Consider the following 16,710-nt stretch of genomic DNA (forward strand, 5'->3'; position numbering starts at 1 on the left):
GATAATAAAAAAAGGAACAAGTCAATAAGTTGACTTGTTCCTTTTTTGGTATTGTTTGCAATTACTCGTATACAGGAGTCTCTACTGCGGGAACCTTTTCATATTTAGGAATAATTGTGGATGCTACGAATGCTACGGCCGGTATGAGGAGTACGATTCCTATACACCCGCTCATTCCCAGGATGACTTCAATAGCTATAAAATTCATATTCAGCAATTGAGCAACGGAAACTCGCATCGCGTAGATGATAATTAGTGAACTGAGAGCACTGCCTGTGAAAGCAAGAATAAGGGTGGTAGCCATCGTACCCATCATATCACGCCCCACATTAAGTCCCGACATATACAATTCTTTCTTACCAATGTTTGGATTGGCTAGAAAAACCTCATGAACGGCTGCTGCAATAGAGATGCTTACGTCCATCATAGCTCCTAACGAAGCGAGTAAAATTCCTGCAAATAACAAATCGCTAAGCTGTAAACCGGTGTTATGGGAAATGGTAACTAACGACTCTCCACTTTCTATGTTATACCCCGAAATATGCGTCAAATTTCCGGCTATATAGGCGATAAGACCGGCAACAGTCACCCCAATGATCGTACCGATTATAGCGGACCAGGATTTTGAGCTCCACCCATTTAATAAAACCAGCGTGACAAAAGTTGATAAAACGACGATCAAAACAGATGCCCAAATTGGGGAGTAACCTCTGTACAGCATAGGAATATATAAATAAATAATACAAGCAAAAGTGAAAATAATGCCGAATACAGACATTAGCCCTTTTCTGCCTCCGATCAGCCATAAAGCTGCAAAGAATAGCAAAATTAAACCCAGGATTACGGGAGCTTTGTGGTTACTGTATACATAAACTTCATAATCTTTAGTGGAAGCAGTATCAACATTTACAACAACCGTTGAGCCTTTTTTGAAAATATTGTGATTGTACAGGCTAACATAATTCATGACTTTGTGAACTTCGCCTTTATGCTCGCCAGAAAGAAGTTTTACCTCCATCTGTTGGGTTCCTGTTCTAAGATTGAGTTGATCAGGACTCTTTTCTAAATCTTCACTAATGATCGTCAAAACTTGTGCCGTTACATATTTAGAATAAGTGAGTCCCGATTGGAGGTATTTCACCTCAGGAGCCTTGCTGAACAAATAAATTGAAGCACAGATGATCAGCAGTGCCACGAGAGAGAGCACCGTTCTTGTCTTCTTAGATATTTTCATATACTACCTCCGAATAAGTTGTATGAAAAACGGCTTAAATACATTAATTAATCTATCTTATTGGTTGAAAATGTACAAGAATATTTATGTATTATTTTTGTAATTAAATAATGGTATTATGAGACCTGAATAATATTCAAGTTAATTTAGGAGGCAGAAATGGTGAAGAGAATGGGCAGGCTTTTTATATTTTCGACAATTATGTTTGTGTTTTTATTGGGGTTATTTCCATCCGTTACATCCGCTCATGATAATGACAGCATAGCTTTTACAGATATTTCGATCAAAGGCAATGTAATTAAATTTGTAATACAAATTGATATGTATGATATAAGGGTAGAGGCAACACCGGAGAATCCAGATGTAGGGGATAAAACTTCTGAAGCGTACGATCGGTTTGTTAAAGAGTCGCATGATCCTGTAGAGAAGTACTTGTTATCTAATATAGAATTATATGCTGATGATTTACCGCTTAAAGGAAAACTAACGCAGCTGAGTCAAGTTGACAAAGAGGATCAGAACCAACCATTTGCAGAAGCGGTGCTTGAGTATCCAGTTGAAAATAGTCCCCAAAAATTTGAACTAGATTATAATTTGGTTTTTGAACGTGATTCATATCATGTCAATTATGTTAATGTAGCGCTCGGAGATTTAAAAGCAAATGCTGTGTTCGTCTCTGAGCTTCATGAGCTTCGAATTGGACAAATGAGTTTACCCTATACGTTGGAGCATTTTTTTCTGCTTGGTCTTAAGCATGTATTGACACTGTTTGAATCTATTATTTTAATCGCTCTATTAATTATAGGTCGTAAATCCGTCAAGCAGCTTGCAGCAGCTTTGTTCGTTTTTTTGGGAATTTATTCATTGACTTTAATTTTGGCAGGTTTACAGCTATTAAACTTGCCTGATCATTTTATTCATTCAATTATTGCACTAAGTATTTTCATAGTCTCGTTATATACCTTACTAAGCAAGAAAAAAAATCTCTATCTATGGCTAGCAGGGGGTTTCGGTTTCTTCTACGGATTCGGATATGCCGAAGGTTTGGCCGGGTTGAAATCGGATGGAGGGCATAAAATATACTCTGTTCTGGCTTATACTGTCGGAATCGGTGCCGCTGTATCTATAATTGCATTAATCTTGTACCTCGTTCTTCATTTCGTATTAAAGGTTAAGAACTTATTTTCTTGGATCTTAAAAACGCTTTTGTTGTTTGGCATAGTATGGTTCATTGTAAGAGCATTTTTCTAATGCAAAGTTAAATGTGTAAATGTTTACAAATAAATCACGTAATTCCCAATTGGATTTAACAAATTAACCCTATAATTTGACGGGTCGGGCTTGATAAGAGCTCGCAACATTTTATTCAAAAGGGGTGTTGATTTCGCAATGTTTATCAAATTTAAGAAAAGGCAATTCACTAAGATTGGCACGTTGGTCCTAACTTCGATGTTGGCAGTATCTTTACTGCCAGGTAACGTTCTTAGTGTTGCAGGATCAAATTCAGTAGAAGCTGCAGCTGATGTACAAGCCGTTTACAGTGCAAAGGACATTTCACTTACTCCAGGTGCAGATGAATCCAAATTGAATTTCGCTTGGTACTCTTCTGTTAATCCGGTAGGCGCTGTTGTTCAAATGGCCAAAGTAACTGATGTGGTTGATGGTATTTTTCCAACTGATAAAGCTTTGTCATTCGATGGCACTTCTTCTCCAGCAGTTACTGGGTTTAATTCCAATAAAGTAACGGCAACAAATCTTGAGCCAGATACGCAATACGTTTACCGTTTTGGAGACGGTACAGACGAAAACTGGAGCGAAGCTTACGATTACAAAACTCCAAATCCGGATAGCTACACTTTTATGTACGTAGGTGACCCGCAAATTGGTGCAAGCGGTAACGCAGACACGGATACTATTGGCTGGAAAAGAACAATGAAACTAGCTAAAGATAACTTCCCGAACATCGACTTCGTTATGTCTGCCGGTGACCAGGTTGATACAGCAACATCTGAGGCCCAATATGATCTTTATACAAGTCCTGATCAACTCAAAAATCTGCCAGTAGCAACAACAGTTGGTAATCATGATACGAGTATTAACTATGAGTACCACTTTAATGTTCCTAATTTGACAACTTTCGGCGGTCAAACCGTTTCTGGTAAAATTGTCAACGGTGATTATTCGTATACTTATGGCGATGCTCTGTACATGGTTATTAATTCAAATAGTTCTAGTACTGCAGACCATGCAGTGTTTATGAGACAAACTGTCGCTGCTAATCCAGATGCCAAATGGAGATTCGTTACTCTGCATCATGACATTTATGGTGCTGGTTCGGCCCACTCTACATCAGATTCGGTAGCTAGAAGGATATATCTTCAGCCTGTAATCGATGAGCTTGACATTGATTTGGTTTTCACAGGTCATGACCACTCTTATGCTAGATCGTACCCTTTGTATAACAACGATGTTCAAACTCAATTTAAAGATGGCCAAGGAAATGATATCAACCCTTCTGGTACATCCTACTTTACAGCGAACTCTGCGACCGGAAGTAAATATTATGCTCTAGCACCAATTGCTGAATATTATTCTGAATCAAGAATCCAGCACAACAAACTGTCTTTCTCTACTGTTACCGTAACACCAACAACGTTTACTTATGATACGTATGAAATCGAATCCGACGACAGCTTAACTCTTATTGATTCATACAAAGTTGTGAAAAAACCAGAAGACGCTAAGGTTTACGCAAAAGCGGATGATAAAGCTAGCGTTTACTACGCAATCAAGAATGCTAATGCTGTGAAAAACCTGGATACTACATTTACTTTCGACAGCACAAAAATGAAATTGAAAGATGCTGCATTGGTAACTCCAGACACTGGAAGCTTTGTAGTTGACAGCAGTAAAGCGGGAGAAGTAAACATCAAGGCTACTCTTGCAACTCCAATCCGCTCTCAGGATTATGCTGATGTTATTAAGCTTACTTTTGAAGGAGTAGGTGTCCAAAAATCGGAAGTAGTAAGTGTAGAACTTGCAAAATCTGATCTTACTACTTTAAACAAACATAGAGTTAATGTTTCCAATGTAGAAGAGAGGAATGCTCCAGTAACGATTATTAATCAACCAAATGTTAAAGTTTATGTTAAAAAAAGTACGGTAATTGCGGAACTGTCTAAAAAAGCAGAATTCTATATTGCACTGAGCAACGCTGATGATGTAAACGCACTGGACACTACTTTCCATTATGACCACACAAAATTCAAATTAGCGGCTTTTGAGCTGATCAACCAAGACGATGACATCCAATCATTCGATGATAACAATGGTTCTGTACGTTTCATCGCTGGCTTTACAAAACCAATTTCAACAGTTGGCTACACGGATGTAGTGAAGCTGACTTTGGAACCAATCAGTGTGTTTAATAAATTCCTGCAAGCTGACATCAAGCTTGACAAAGTAACAACTGCTTCCAAAGGAATCAATACAGTAGTTCTAAACAACACGGAGGAAAAAGCGGCATCGATCATGCTTCGTACGTATAAAAACCTCGTTGATGTTAACGAAGACGGCAAAGTAGACGTCGGCGACCTTTCATTTGCTATTGATTGCTACAGAACTACTTCTGCTGATCCAAATTGGAATAAAGCAAAACGATCTGACGTTGTCGAAGACGGCGTTATTGATACCGCTGACTTAACATTAATCATGTACCACATCATGCACTAATAAAAAGTAAGTAAAGGAGCAGGAGAAGGCCTTGCGCCTTTTCCTGCTCCTTACTAATAAGGGAGTTTAATCTAATGAAAATTAAATGGTTAACCGCACTCTTAATAATCTGTTGCTTTAGCTTCCAGGTGCCTGTTTATGCGTCAGCCGATCAACATATTCAATCTGTGGACTTCTCCAAATCGAGCATTACGGTTGGCAGCAATGCCAAGGAATTTTCCGTTGATATTATTTTAAACAATAACGCATCTTTTAGCAGCGCAGAATTCGGTCTTCTTTTGGAAGGCGTAACCATTCAAAAAGATAAAATACAATATAGCAATGCCATTTCTAGTTCTCATATAGGCCCATTAGAAAGCCATGGCGTAAATTATTTTGGTTTTTATGATAAAGCAAATAAATACAATGGAAAAATAAATGTTTGTACAATAACTTTCACATATACGGGCGATTCCCCGGCTAAAGTAACTCTAGTTGAAACGAATGTTACAACAATTACAGCGGATGGCTTTGTAAGCACAGAATCTGCGAAACCCAATAAAGTTTTGCAAGTAACTCGCACTGCAGGTGGTAACCCAGACCCAGGTCCAGGCGGTGGTTCTGATACCAAACCTCCTGCGGATAAAAACAGCGGTTCTTATGTTGTTGACAGCCAAGATGCCTTAAGTGCACTAGAGAAAGCCAAAACAGATAAGAACAATGTCAAAGTTATTACAATTGATGCAACTAAGGTACTGGCAGACGACAATGATGAAATTGCTATTCAATTGCCTTACTTCCTTCTCAATACGCCAGAGCAGCGTATTGTTAATATCATTACGCCATTCGGAACATTCAACCTTCCGTCAAATGTATTGACAAAGGAACAAGCAGCTAATGCTAGTACGCTTACTTTAATTGTGAAAAAGCAGAATTTGTCCCTCTTATCGAAGGATGTTCAGTCACAGGTTGGCAGCCATCCCGTTTTTGATATTCATTTCTTAGTTGATGGAAAATCTATTGCTTGGAATAATGATGATGTAGCGGTAACTGTATCTATTCCTTACACTCCAACAGCGGATGAAGCAAAGAACACTAATAAATTGACTGTTCATTATATTGACGATAACGGTAAGCTTTATGCTGTAGCAAACAGTATTTATAACGCTCAAAGCCATAGCATTAATTTCGCAACGAACCATTTTAGCAACTATGGTATAGTTTTTGCTCAGAAAAGCTTTGCTGACATTCAAACTTCATGGGCGAAGAACGAGATTGAAGCGCTTGCCATTCGCGACATCATTAATGGTACGACTGCAACGACTTTCTCTCCTGCGGCGAACATTACAAGAGCTGATTTCACAAAACTGCTTGTTGGTGTTCTTGGACTTAAAGCACAGAAACAAGGAAATGATTTCAGCGACATTCCATCCACGGCTTATTACTATGAATCAGTAATGACAGCCAAAGCAGTTGGCCTCGTTAACGGATCTGGCGACAACAAGTTTAACCCTAAATCGCAGATCACAAGACAGGAAATGATTACACTCATTGATCGCGCACTTACAATTGCAGGCAAACCGCTTTCGGAGAAAGCATCTCTATCTGCATTCAACGATGCGAAGCAGGTTGCTTCTTATGCAACTGATAGCACAGCAAAGCTCGTAGCGGCTGGTATTATCAATGGCAGCAACGGCAAGCTCAGACCGCTGGATAACTTAAAACGTGATGAAGCGGCTAAAGTTCTGTATGCAATCTTTACTCGCTTGTACTAGGTGTAGGAATATAACGAAGAGTTTCAATACACTAAGGCATTCCAAACTAACTTGACCATACTGCTAAGCTAGTTTGGGATAGCCTCTTTAATTTAGGTTGCACAATAAAAATATTTGAATTACAGGATGGTACTTTATATTGCATCCTCTTTCAATAATAAGGAGAGAAATCATGGTTCGTGTTAAAGCTACAATTCGAGCTTCCATCCTATTGTCTATTCTAGCGCTTCTTCTTATCCCTATTGGAAAAGTAGATGCACATGCTTACAGCGCCAGCTATACAACGTTAACTCTAACGAAAGCCAACATTGGAATGACATATACACTTGATGAGCTCTCTGTCATAGAACTGACGGATGGCGATGTGAATAAGAATAGTATGCTGGAACCGGAAGAGTTCGATGCGGTGAAGGACCGGATTTTGGAATTGTTAAAGAAAGATATTCAATTAGAAATTGATAACGTGCCTCAGGAATGGTCCCAAATTGAAAGCTTTACATTGAAACGTGAAGGAGACGCCACGAAGGTGATCCTAAATATCACCTTTCCTCCTGTACTGGCTTCTCAGTCAATTTCATTAACAGACAATCTCTACTTAATTGATAAAAATACTGCAAATTATGTTGATTTAGTTAAAATCAATTACGGTACACAAAACAGTACATCTGCCCTGTCGGGGAAGTACCGCGTATGGTCGATGCAACTAACAGAAAGTGATTATGCTGCTCTCCGTCAGGATCTGCAATCGCAGCCGAATAGTAATAGTACTGAATCTGGCGGTACGGAAAGTTCAGATGGTTTAGGGCATATTTCAGGTTGGTTTTCTTTCTTTACGTTAGGCATGGGTCACATTTTGGGTGGTTATGACCATCTGTTATTTTTGTTCTCGCTGCTTATTGCAAGACAAACGTTTAAGCAGTATGCAAAAATGATAACTGCGTTTACGATCGCTCACAGTATAACTTTGACATTAACAGTGCTCGGTATTATTAATATACCTGCGTGGTTTGTAGAACCAGCAATTGCGCTTAGTATTTGCTATGTAGCCGTTGAAAATATAGTGCGTAAAGATGTTAGCTATCGGTGGGTATTAACCTTTTTGTTCGGATTAATTCATGGTATGGGCTTTGCTGACATTTTGAAAGAAATGGATATTCCAAGAAGTGAACTGGCAACAGACTTAATTAGTTTTAATCTTGGTATTGAAACGATTCAAGTAGCGTTGGTTGCACTGTTGCTGCTTCCGCTGATCATGCTGCATCGTTGGAAATTTTTAAGACGCGCAGTTATTGTTGGATCAGCAATCGCCTTGATACTAGGGGCATATTGGTTGATAGATCGTATCATTATTATGTCGGCATAAAATGCTATTATTGACGTACTCTCGATTCTATTAAAAAAAGCATTGGTGGATGGCATCTATACTCCAGACCAATGCTTTTTTATATACCGTTTCGCGAATGAATTTCGAAAGGGATCCAATATGAATAAATTGGAAGGACAACTAGCCAGCGAACCGAGTGCATAACCAACAAGGATGTGTTAAACTATGGTGCTGGTGATGTGGCGACCTATACGACTAGATATTCATTAGAACTGTATGTCTGCGTTACTAACTGTAAGTAGTTTGTTGGTTTATGTCTGGGTTAATTGAGGTGCCTAATTCTCCATGCCGATACCAAAACTTGGGTGAAGTGAAATTCCTGCTTCGCTTTATTCGTCATGTACATATATGTACATATTTACTCACACCTAGGGGGATACATCATGAGACTGTTTTTAGCAATAGCGGTTAGTACAGGGATATTTTCTGGCATTTGGGCATCTTTTAGTTTGACGTTTGAACTTATTACATTCGTTGGTTTTTTTGCGTGGTCGTCTTTTTTTGCTGCCGGCGGCAAATCCAAAGGTTTGAAAATGACCTTAGTTACAAATTTCAGCGGTGTAATATGGGGATATCTCATGATGAAGATGACGACTTTATTTTCCTCGTTCTCCGGCGATAATTTAGGCATGGGTATAGCTGTAGCACTCGGAGCAGCTGGCATGTGTTTGCAGTCTCGATGGAAATGGCTTGGGTTTATTCCTGGCGCATTTATCGGATGCTCCACTTTTTTCGCAACAGGCTTTAATTTTAGCGGCAGCATATCAGGACTGATTTTTGGTGCATTATTCGGATACATCTCAGAAAGAGGCGTGAGTTATTTAACGAATTGGAAAAGGGAAAAGCTATCATAATCGATAGCTTTCTTAAGTACAGTGTTTCATAAATGGGCGGGGGACTAATGTCCCCCGCTTGTTTGATGCCCTTAAGGATAAGGGGCGGGTAATTAGTTTCTGGTTTTAACAGCTAGCCCGCTAAACGATATAGGTCCTACAACATCCACTCTTGTATTTGCAGTAAGGTTTTCTGCTGTGACTGTGTAAGCATGGGTTCCTGCTCTTACATTTCTATCTTCAGCTTGGAAGGTAATTATATAATTTTGTTCTGAACCCGTAGATTCGATACCTTGCTGTGTGTTGAAAATTTCTTTTCCACCACGGAAGATTCTAAAGCGGATTTGCCCAATGCCTGTGACACCTCTGACACCAACGGATGCGACCAAATCTACCCGATTCGGTTGAGAATTCACTGGAATCCGTATTGCGATTGCAGCTATGCCAGATCTTGATGGGGAACGTTGAATCGTAAACGATTTGGCCAGGTTGAAGCTTCGACGCGGCTGGACGGCCGCTTTATCAAGGATACGTACCAAAAATATCAACTCCTCTAGTGTGATACTCCAAGATATGTAAGAGATTAATAGAATGATTGGACTAATCGACTATAATCTAGCGGACTCCGCAATCAGACTTGATGGGGTTACCTCTCTGAAAGAGGCGTGAGTTATCTAACGAATTGGAAAAGGGAAAAGCTATCATAATCGATAGCTTTTTGCTCCTAAACAACGTGTTTTACTGATATATAAGAACTATTTAAGCTCCGGCAGAGAAATTGCTGGGCTTTTTTTGTTGGCTTGACATAGGCAACGCATGAGATCCTTATACCCTATAAAGATTTGTGAAAGGAAAAGGATTTTTTTAGTAATTTGTCGAACTCTGTAGAAAGAAGCAACGCTTTAATAGAAGTAGAATGAATACATATATAGGTAGAATGAGGCAGAATGATGGATGAGCTGTGGATGAAAAATGCAAGATTTCTAATTGTAGATGATCAAGAATACAATGTTAGTCTTTTAGAACGAATATTACGCCGTGCGGGTTATAGCAATATATCAAGCACTACAGAGCCCCAGCAGCTAGAGGCACTGTATCATGAGTTTCAACCCGATATTATATTATTGGATTTACACATGCCGGAAATGGACGGATTTGCAGCGTTAAATCACCTTAAGAGATTGAAGAAGGAAGGGGACTACCTTCCGGTTCTCGTTCTCACAGCAGATGTTATGCAGGAATCGAAACAAAGAGCGCTTCATGAGGGTGCCAATGATTTCCTTACGAAGCCTTTTGACCGAATTGAAGTGATGCTGCGTATTCAAAATTTACTGAGAACGAGATTTTATCATTTGCAGCTCCATGATCAAAACCAGCATTTGGAGCAACGGGTGCGGGAGCGCACGAATGAGCTGAAGCAGGCCAAGTCTGAGATTCTTCAAGTGCTGGGACGCACCTCGGAATACCGCGATGATGAGACGGGACAGCATACGCAGCGGGTAGCGCAGATGGCTGGGAAAATCGCCTCTGTCCTAGGATTATCCGAGCATGAAGTAAATCTCATCGTGCTAGCAACTCCTTTGCATGATATAGGGAAAATTGGAATACCTGATGGGCTGCTGCTGAAGCCAGGGAGATTTACGCCAGAAGAGTTCGAGCAGATGAAATTGCATACGCGGATCGGGGCTAATATTCTCGAAGGCAGCCTGTTTCCCGTCCTGCAATGGGCGAAGACGATAGCGCTCACTCATCATGAGAAATGGGATGGGACAGGATACCCAAATGGGTTAAGCGGGGATGACATTCCACTGCCTGGCCGAATTGTTGCGATAGCCGATTTCTTCGATGCGCTGACACATGAGCGTCCTTACAAAAGGGCTTGGACCAAGGAAGAAGCTCTGGAAGAAATCGAGAAGCAGAATGGAGCCCATTTCGATCCGCAAGTAGTCAAAGCATTTATGACTGTAGTACAAAGCGATAGTATTCATTAAATAATGAGAATCGGATGGTGTTGGATATGAAGGGAATGATATTTACAGCATTTCTAGAAATGGTAGAAAACAAGTTTTCTCTTAATTTAGCAGATGAAATTATTGAGGCGTCTGATTTACCATCGGGAGGCAGCTACACAACAGTTGGAACCTATGATCATAATGAAATGATTAAGCTGGTTGTACAGCTTAGCGAACGGACAAGCATACCGGTTGCCGATCTCGTTCGAACATTTGGGGAATATCTTTTTAGTCAGCTATTAGAAATGCATGCTTACTTTTTGGAAGAAAATAGTTCTGTATTTGAATTTTTGCAAAAAGTAGATAGTTACATTCATGTAGAAGTACGCAAGCTGTATCCTGATGCAGAGCTGCCTGCTTTTCATTATGAAACTTCAATACCGGGAACTCTTATTATGACCTATCGTTCTTCCAGACCGTTCGCTGATCTAGCAGAAGGTCTTATTATCGGCAGCATTAACCATTACGGCGAGAAGATTGACGTTAAGCGTCAAGATCTGTCCGATGGCAATGCTACTCGTTTCGAATTAACAATAGTGGGGTGATTGCCGATGGACGACATTGAAGTTCTTCGAAGACAGCTTGAGCGGGAGAAAAAGGCCCGTAAAGCAGCCGAGCAAATTGCGGAGCAAAAAACCCGAGAAATCTATTATGTGAATCAAGATTTGCGTCAATTAAATGATCAGCTAGAGGAATTAGTTAAGGAACGTACGATAGAGCTGTCTAAAGCACGTGATGAAGCGGTTGAAGCCAATCAAATTAAAAGCCAATTTTTGGCTAATATGAGCCACGAGCTCCGAACCCCGCTTAATGCCATCATTGGTTATAGTGAAATGCTGAAAGAAGAGGCTGACGAGCTGGGTGAAGAAAGCTTTGCCTCCGATCTGGATAAAATTAATACGGCAGGCAAGCATCTGTTGGTGCTTATTAACGATATTCTTGATCTGTCCAAGATTGAAGCGGGTAAAATGGAGCTTTATTTGGAAATATGCGATATTCCTCATATGATCCATGAAGTTGTAACAACCGTTTATCCACTGACTGAGGCGAACAAGAACCGTGTTGAAGTTGATATTCCCGAAGGGTATATAAACACAGATCACACGAAGCTCAGGCAGATTCTTGTTAATGTGCTCAGCAACGCAAGTAAGTTCACCAAAGAAGGAACGATATGGTTCTCAGCTTCCAATGTTGTTCAAGAGGGCAAACATGGGGTTGAGTTTCGTATTCAAGATACCGGAATCGGCATGACTGAGGAACAAATCAGCCAGCTGTTTCAATCCTTCAAGCAGGCGGATTCATCAACGACAAGGAAATATGGCGGTACTGGACTAGGCTTGGCTATTAGCCAGAAGCTGTGCCAAATCATGGGCGGTAAAATTAGCGTCAGCAGTGAATATGGCAAGGGTGCGACGTTCTCCGTCTGGCTTCCACAGCTAGAGAACTCATCTTCTATAAGAAATGAGTTGCCGACGGATGAACCTATCGTTATGAAGTCAAAGGGATCTCGCACGGTGCTTGTTATTGATGATGATTCGGATATGCACCAGTTAATGTATCATTATCTAGGGAAAGAAGAATGGACAGTGGCCGTTGCCAGAGACGGACAAGAAGGTATTCGAATGGCGAAGGAATTAAATCCCGCCATCATCTCCTTAGATGTATTGATGCCGGGAATGGATGGATGGAACGTACTGACGACGATCAAGAACGATCCAGAGCTGGCAAGCATTCCTGTTGTGATGATTTCTATGACGGACGATAAAAATTTAGGTTATGCGCTCGGAGCGTCAGAATTTCTGACCAAACCTATTTATCGGGACAAATTGTTAGCCGTATTGGACAAGTATATACATGAGCAGCAAACCCATTCCGTATTGGTTATTGAGGATGATATTCCGACCAGTCAAATGATGACCAAAATGCTTGAAAAAGAAGGATATCGAGTTACGCGAGCCAGCAATGGGCAGCACGCTCTGCAGTGTGTGAATCGAGCGAAGCCGCAAATGATTCTACTCGATTTAATGATGCCGAAGATGGACGGATTTGAATTTGTTACAGAGCTGCGGAAACGAGAAGAATGGTGCTCGATCCCCATCGTGGTCGTTACCGCGAAAAATATTACGGAAGAGGATAGGCTTCGGTTGAACGGATTTGTAAAAAATATTGTCCAAAAAGGGAATCTGAATCGCGAAGCCTTAATGGATGAAGTTCGTCAGTTAATCGACTTTTCAAACGTTGAGCAGTCCAAACGGAATAAATCGATCGATTCTATAAATGAGGGAACGGAAAGATGAGTAAGATATTATTAGTTGAAGATAATGAGATGAACCGGGATATGTTGTCGCGCCGCTTGCTGCGCAAGGGTTATCAAGTCGTTATCGCGGCTAATGGACAGCAGGGCATAGATATGGCGGCGTCGGAGGCCCCAGATCTCATTCTGATGGATATGAGCTTGCCCGTGGTGGATGGCTGGGATGCAACACGATTGTTGAAACAATCGGATATTACGAAGCATATACCTGTTATTGCTTTAACTGCACATGCCATGTCAAGTGATCGGGAGAAAGCATTTCAAGCGGGATGCGATGATTTCGATACGAAGCCCGTTGAATTTAACAGGCTGCTGGATAAAATTTGTAAATATTTGAAAGAGGATTGATCTCGCTTTTAATGATATAGAGACGATGGTGGTTATGAGAATTGATTTTGAAAACAGCACGATCGAGTTTAATGTTCAATATGGGAATAGAAAGAAAATTTCAATTCAAATGGATTCGATAGGCCATATCACCGTTAAGGCCCCGAATCATACAAGTGACGAGATTATTAAAAGCGCTGTTGAACAGCATGGAAAAGGGATTCTGGAGAAATTAGATAAGATAGCGAAGATTCGAGCAGTCCCGAAGACAAAAGAGTATCAGGATAAGGGAAAGTTCCTTCATCTTGGCAAAGAGTATTTTCTTCATGAATTAATCGAAACGGAAGGGTTAAATGAAGAAGAGCTCAAATTTAATCTCAAGAAGTTCTATTTCTCAAGCTGTAAGAAGGTTGTCGGCGAACGAATAAAAATATATCAAACACAGCTGAAAGTAAAGCCCAAAGCTATTGAAATAGAGGAGTCTAGAACGAAGTGGGGAAGCTGCAGCTCGACCAAAAAGCTAACCTTTAATTATCGTCTAGCTATGGCACCAATTGAAGTGATTGATTATGTTATCATTCATGAGCTATGCCATCTGCTTCATATGAATCATGATCGATCATTTTGGAGACGCGTCGGAAGTATTATGCCGGATTATAAAGAAAAGGAAGAGTTTCTGGCGAGGTACGGGCAGGCTATGACGCTATAAAATAAAACTTTCTTCAGAGTTCCAGCTTGATAAAAGCTGGGACTATTTCACGTTCTCCGTGATCAAGCAAATGCTCGAGCACCCTATAAGCTCCCAGAACTTTGCGGTTACTTTCCCCTAAATTCCCACGACATATGCACACTTTCCTAAAGATTTTCAGAAAAGGAAGGCAGCGTATAACGTTAGGCTAATTGGTTATTCTAAAGAAATGTCATGGCAGATTTAACTGAAGAAAGCATGTGATGCGGGGTGATAAGTTGAATATTCAGGAGGATCTTGTCAATCACTTGACTGAGCTGCGGAAAAGGCTGCTCATTGTCATATGTTGTTTCTTAGTCGCTATGAGCGGAGGGCTTTATTTGTCCCCGAGCATACTGCGCTACATCAAGTCAGGGCTGACTGCTCAATCGGTAGAATGGAACGTCTTCTCGTTCACTGATGGCTTGTTCATCTATTTGCGCTGTGCTTTCTTGTTCGCCATTCTGTTCACGCTGCCTGTATTGCTTTATCAAACATGGGCATTTGTAAGGCCGGGCTTAACGGAAACTGAAGCCAAAGGAACGCTGGCCTACGTGCCTGTATCCTTCATTCTGTTTCTAATAGGTGTATCCTTCAGCTACTTTCTTGTATTTCCGATGATGCTCAGGTTCATGATTGAGATGAATCATAACGTAGGCGCAGTCGAGACATACGGTATCGACAGATATTTCTCCTTTCTGTTCAGTGTCGTATTCCCGCTGGGCGTAGCCTTCGAGATGCCGCTCATCATCCTGTTTCTTACGAAGATCGGTCTGCTTACTACCCAGCGCCTGAAATCTTCGCGGAAATATGCCTATGTTGGATTAGCAATCGTTGGGTCTTGTATATCCCCTCCGGACTTCGTCTCGCATCTGTCCGTGACGGTTCCGCTGATCCTGCTCTTTGAGATCAGTGTGCTCATTTCTTACCGGTATGCCAAACGGCTGACTGCAGTACCTAACCCTACTTGACTATAAAGGAGATTGGCACATGTTCAACAACATCGGAGTTTCAGGGTTAATTATTATTTTGTTTATCGCGCTTATCGTGTTCGGACCAGCCAAGCTGCCGCTGCTTGGCAGGGCTTTCGGTGATACGCTGCGCGAGTTCCGCAGCTCGACGCGCGGCATTGTAGAAGAAGATCCAAGCAGCCCAGCTGCAGAGACTAAGGAAGACTTGAAAAAGCTTCTTTAGAGTATATGAGAGAGCCATCCCCGTATCGTTACGGGGGTGGCTTTTTTGTGTTTCCACGATTAAATGTTTTATTCTATTTTTTTGCAAAGATATTTGCGGAAAGGTATTGTGATAGATCCCTTTAAAGGATAAAATACAAATCAATATGGGGGTTGATAATATATGGAAAATCCAATATTTGATCGATTGATGCCCGCGCCAATAAAAGGTGGATACCGCGAGGAAGACTATTATATTTGGTGCGGGTCCTGCGTGCAAGGGGAAGACGGACGGTATCATTTATTCGCATCCCGCTGGAGGAAAGAGTTGGGATTTGGATTAAACTGGTTGTTCAATTGTGAAATTGTAAGGGCTTCCAGTGCAACGCCTGAAGGTCCTTATCAGTACGAAGAAACGGTACTCGGAAGACGTGAACGAACCTATTTCGACGGTATGAACCAGCATAATCCTCACATCAAGTATTGGAACGGCACTTATTATCTGTACTATATGGGAACCACCTATGGCGGACCAATACCAGGTCCGGGCGATGGCGATTCGATCACTTCTGAACGAGGCACTGAGGTTTGGAATAATAAGAGAATCGGCCTAGCTGTGTCGCAATCTGTGTTTGGACCTTGGAGAAGAAGGGACACTCCATTGTTAGAGCCGCGACTGGGGAAATGGGATTGTACGATAACCACCAATCCTGCGGTTGCCATATTAGAGGATGGGACCACCTACATGATTTACAAATCAAGAGAATATTCCGGTTCCACGCTTCAATTGGGTGTTGCTGTCGCTGATCATCCTGAAGGACCTTTCCGGCGATTGACAGATGATCCGATCTTGAATTTCACCGATCCAAACTTACATGTTGAGGATCCTTATCTATGGCATGCCGACGGGGTTTTTCATCTCTTAATGAAGGACGATTTCAAGAATGATTGCAGCGGACTAACTGGTGAATGGGGTGCCGGCGTTTACGCAACCAGCGAAGATTGCATCCATTGGAATATTCACCCGAGCCCGAAAGCCTATTCACGGACGGTTAAGTGGGATGACGGAACTCAAACTGAAATGTGCAATCTTGAAAGACCTAATTTACTTTTTCAGAATGGCAAACCTACGCATTTGTTTGCAGCTACCGGCTCAGGGGAAAGAGCTTGGCAGTTTGATCACACCTGGAATATGGTCATTCCCCTTTCGACCTAGCAGTG

General features: G+C 41.2%; 15 protein-coding genes. 13 read left to right on the forward strand and 2 right to left on the reverse strand.

The features are described from left to right. Nucleotides 1-61 precede the first annotated feature (61 nt). The gene (locus CEF13_RS04320; RefSeq protein WP_102709587.1) at nucleotides 62-1,234 is read right to left on the reverse strand and encodes a YibE/F family protein; all 1,173 of its coding nucleotides are present in this window, start codon (nucleotides 1,232-1,234) and stop codon (nucleotides 62-64) included. A 171-nt stretch (nucleotides 1,235-1,405) separates the two neighbouring features. On the opposite strand from CEF13_RS04320, the gene CEF13_RS04325 reads away from it, so the two are divergent. From CEF13_RS04325 to CEF13_RS04345, 5 genes are all read left to right on the forward strand, one after another. Further along, nucleotides 1,406-2,485 (forward strand): HupE/UreJ family protein, encoded by a 1,080-nt coding sequence (locus CEF13_RS04325; RefSeq protein WP_243864672.1) that lies wholly within the window; start codon nucleotides 1,406-1,408, stop codon nucleotides 2,483-2,485. A 138-nt stretch (nucleotides 2,486-2,623) separates the two neighbouring features. Next, nucleotides 2,624-4,966, forward strand: a complete 2,343-nt coding sequence (locus CEF13_RS04330; RefSeq protein WP_102709589.1) for a metallophosphoesterase — start codon at nucleotides 2,624-2,626, stop codon at nucleotides 4,964-4,966. 74 nt (nucleotides 4,967-5,040) lie between these two features. Then, on the forward strand, nucleotides 5,041-6,720 hold the full coding sequence (locus CEF13_RS04335; RefSeq protein WP_102709590.1) for an S-layer homology domain-containing protein: 1,680 nt from the start codon (nucleotides 5,041-5,043) through the stop codon (nucleotides 6,718-6,720). Between the two features lie 172 nt (nucleotides 6,721-6,892). After that, nucleotides 6,893-8,083: a HupE/UreJ family protein gene (locus CEF13_RS04340; protein WP_102709591.1), complete on the forward strand. Its 1,191-nt coding sequence runs from the start codon at nucleotides 6,893-6,895 to the stop codon at nucleotides 8,081-8,083. A 404-nt stretch (nucleotides 8,084-8,487) separates the two neighbouring features. Further along, nucleotides 8,488-8,958, forward strand: a complete 471-nt coding sequence (locus CEF13_RS04345; protein WP_166742857.1) for a DUF1097 domain-containing protein — start codon at nucleotides 8,488-8,490, stop codon at nucleotides 8,956-8,958. A gap of 92 nt (nucleotides 8,959-9,050) precedes the next feature. Here CEF13_RS04345 and CEF13_RS04350 read toward each other — a convergent pair whose 3' ends face one another. Next, complete coding sequence (locus tag CEF13_RS04350) at nucleotides 9,051-9,476, reverse strand: exosporium protein C (protein ID WP_102709593.1); 426 nt, start codon at nucleotides 9,474-9,476, stop codon at nucleotides 9,051-9,053. 426 nt (nucleotides 9,477-9,902) lie between these two features. Here CEF13_RS04350 and CEF13_RS04355 point away from each other — a divergent pair, with 426 nt between their 5' ends. From CEF13_RS04355 to CEF13_RS04390, 8 genes are all read left to right on the forward strand, one after another. After that, nucleotides 9,903-10,928, forward strand: coding sequence for a response regulator (locus CEF13_RS04355; RefSeq protein WP_244917042.1), 1,026 nt, complete (start codon nucleotides 9,903-9,905; stop codon nucleotides 10,926-10,928). 26 nt (nucleotides 10,929-10,954) lie between these two features. Beyond that, entirely contained in the window at nucleotides 10,955-11,494 is a 540-nt protein-coding gene (locus tag CEF13_RS04360; RefSeq protein ID WP_102716203.1) for a heme NO-binding domain-containing protein, read from the forward strand. Nucleotides 11,495-11,500: 6 nt separating this feature from the next. Further along, entirely contained in the window at nucleotides 11,501-13,246 is a 1,746-nt protein-coding gene (locus CEF13_RS04365) for a hybrid sensor histidine kinase/response regulator (RefSeq protein ID WP_102709595.1), read from the forward strand. Further along, entirely contained in the window at nucleotides 13,243-13,611 is a 369-nt protein-coding gene (locus tag CEF13_RS04370) for a response regulator (protein WP_102709596.1), read from the forward strand. The genes CEF13_RS04365 and CEF13_RS04370 overlap by 4 nt, the downstream gene beginning before the upstream one ends. Nucleotides 13,612-13,645: 34 nt before the next feature. Next, nucleotides 13,646-14,299, forward strand: coding sequence for a M48 family metallopeptidase (locus CEF13_RS04375; RefSeq protein WP_102716204.1), 654 nt, complete (start codon nucleotides 13,646-13,648; stop codon nucleotides 14,297-14,299). Between the two features lie 257 nt (nucleotides 14,300-14,556). Beyond that, complete coding sequence (gene tatC / locus CEF13_RS04380) at nucleotides 14,557-15,288, forward strand: twin-arginine translocase subunit TatC (protein WP_102716205.1); 732 nt, start codon at nucleotides 14,557-14,559, stop codon at nucleotides 15,286-15,288. Nucleotides 15,289-15,307: 19 nt separating this feature from the next. Beyond that, the gene (locus CEF13_RS04385; protein WP_102709597.1) at nucleotides 15,308-15,511 is read left to right on the forward strand and encodes a twin-arginine translocase TatA/TatE family subunit; all 204 of its coding nucleotides are present in this window, start codon (nucleotides 15,308-15,310) and stop codon (nucleotides 15,509-15,511) included. Nucleotides 15,512-15,673: 162 nt separating this feature from the next. Continuing rightward, nucleotides 15,674-16,705 carry a glycoside hydrolase family protein gene (locus CEF13_RS04390; RefSeq protein WP_102709598.1) on the forward strand — a complete coding sequence of 344 codons (1,032 nt, stop codon included), beginning with the start codon at nucleotides 15,674-15,676 and terminating at the stop codon, nucleotides 16,703-16,705. Nucleotides 16,706-16,710: the final 5 nt, after the last annotated feature.

It is taken from the genome of Paenibacillus castaneae (genome assembly GCF_002884445.1).
In the GTDB taxonomy this organism is placed as follows: Bacteria; Bacillota; Bacilli; order Paenibacillales; family Paenibacillaceae; genus Pristimantibacillus; species Pristimantibacillus castaneae.

What these genes read in the sequence shown, in the direction of transcription:
- CEF13_RS04345 (WP_166742857.1), top strand. Translation starts at nt 8,488, where the DNA reads ATGAGACTGTTTTTAGCAATAGCGGTTAGTACAGGGATATTTTCTGGC.
- CEF13_RS04320 (WP_102709587.1), bottom strand. Translation starts at nt 1,234, where the DNA reads ATGAAAATATCTAAGAAGACAAGAACGGTGCTCTCTCTCGTGGCACTG.
- CEF13_RS04390 (WP_102709598.1), top strand. Translation starts at nt 15,674, where the DNA reads ATGGAAAATCCAATATTTGATCGATTGATGCCCGCGCCAATAAAAGGT.
- CEF13_RS04340 (WP_102709591.1), top strand. Translation starts at nt 6,893, where the DNA reads ATGGTTCGTGTTAAAGCTACAATTCGAGCTTCCATCCTATTGTCTATT.
- CEF13_RS04355 (WP_244917042.1), top strand. Translation starts at nt 9,903, where the DNA reads ATGAAAAATGCAAGATTTCTAATTGTAGATGATCAAGAATACAATGTT.
- CEF13_RS04385 (WP_102709597.1), top strand. Translation starts at nt 15,308, where the DNA reads ATGTTCAACAACATCGGAGTTTCAGGGTTAATTATTATTTTGTTTATC.
- CEF13_RS04370 (WP_102709596.1), top strand. Translation starts at nt 13,243, where the DNA reads ATGAGTAAGATATTATTAGTTGAAGATAATGAGATGAACCGGGATATG.
- CEF13_RS04365 (WP_102709595.1), top strand. Translation starts at nt 11,501, where the DNA reads ATGGACGACATTGAAGTTCTTCGAAGACAGCTTGAGCGGGAGAAAAAG.
- CEF13_RS04330 (WP_102709589.1), top strand. Translation starts at nt 2,624, where the DNA reads ATGTTTATCAAATTTAAGAAAAGGCAATTCACTAAGATTGGCACGTTG.
- CEF13_RS04360 (WP_102716203.1), top strand. Translation starts at nt 10,955, where the DNA reads ATGAAGGGAATGATATTTACAGCATTTCTAGAAATGGTAGAAAACAAG.
- CEF13_RS04325 (WP_243864672.1), top strand. Translation starts at nt 1,406, where the DNA reads ATGGGCAGGCTTTTTATATTTTCGACAATTATGTTTGTGTTTTTATTG.
- CEF13_RS04335 (WP_102709590.1), top strand. Translation starts at nt 5,041, where the DNA reads ATGAAAATTAAATGGTTAACCGCACTCTTAATAATCTGTTGCTTTAGC.
- CEF13_RS04375 (WP_102716204.1), top strand. Translation starts at nt 13,646, where the DNA reads ATGAGAATTGATTTTGAAAACAGCACGATCGAGTTTAATGTTCAATAT.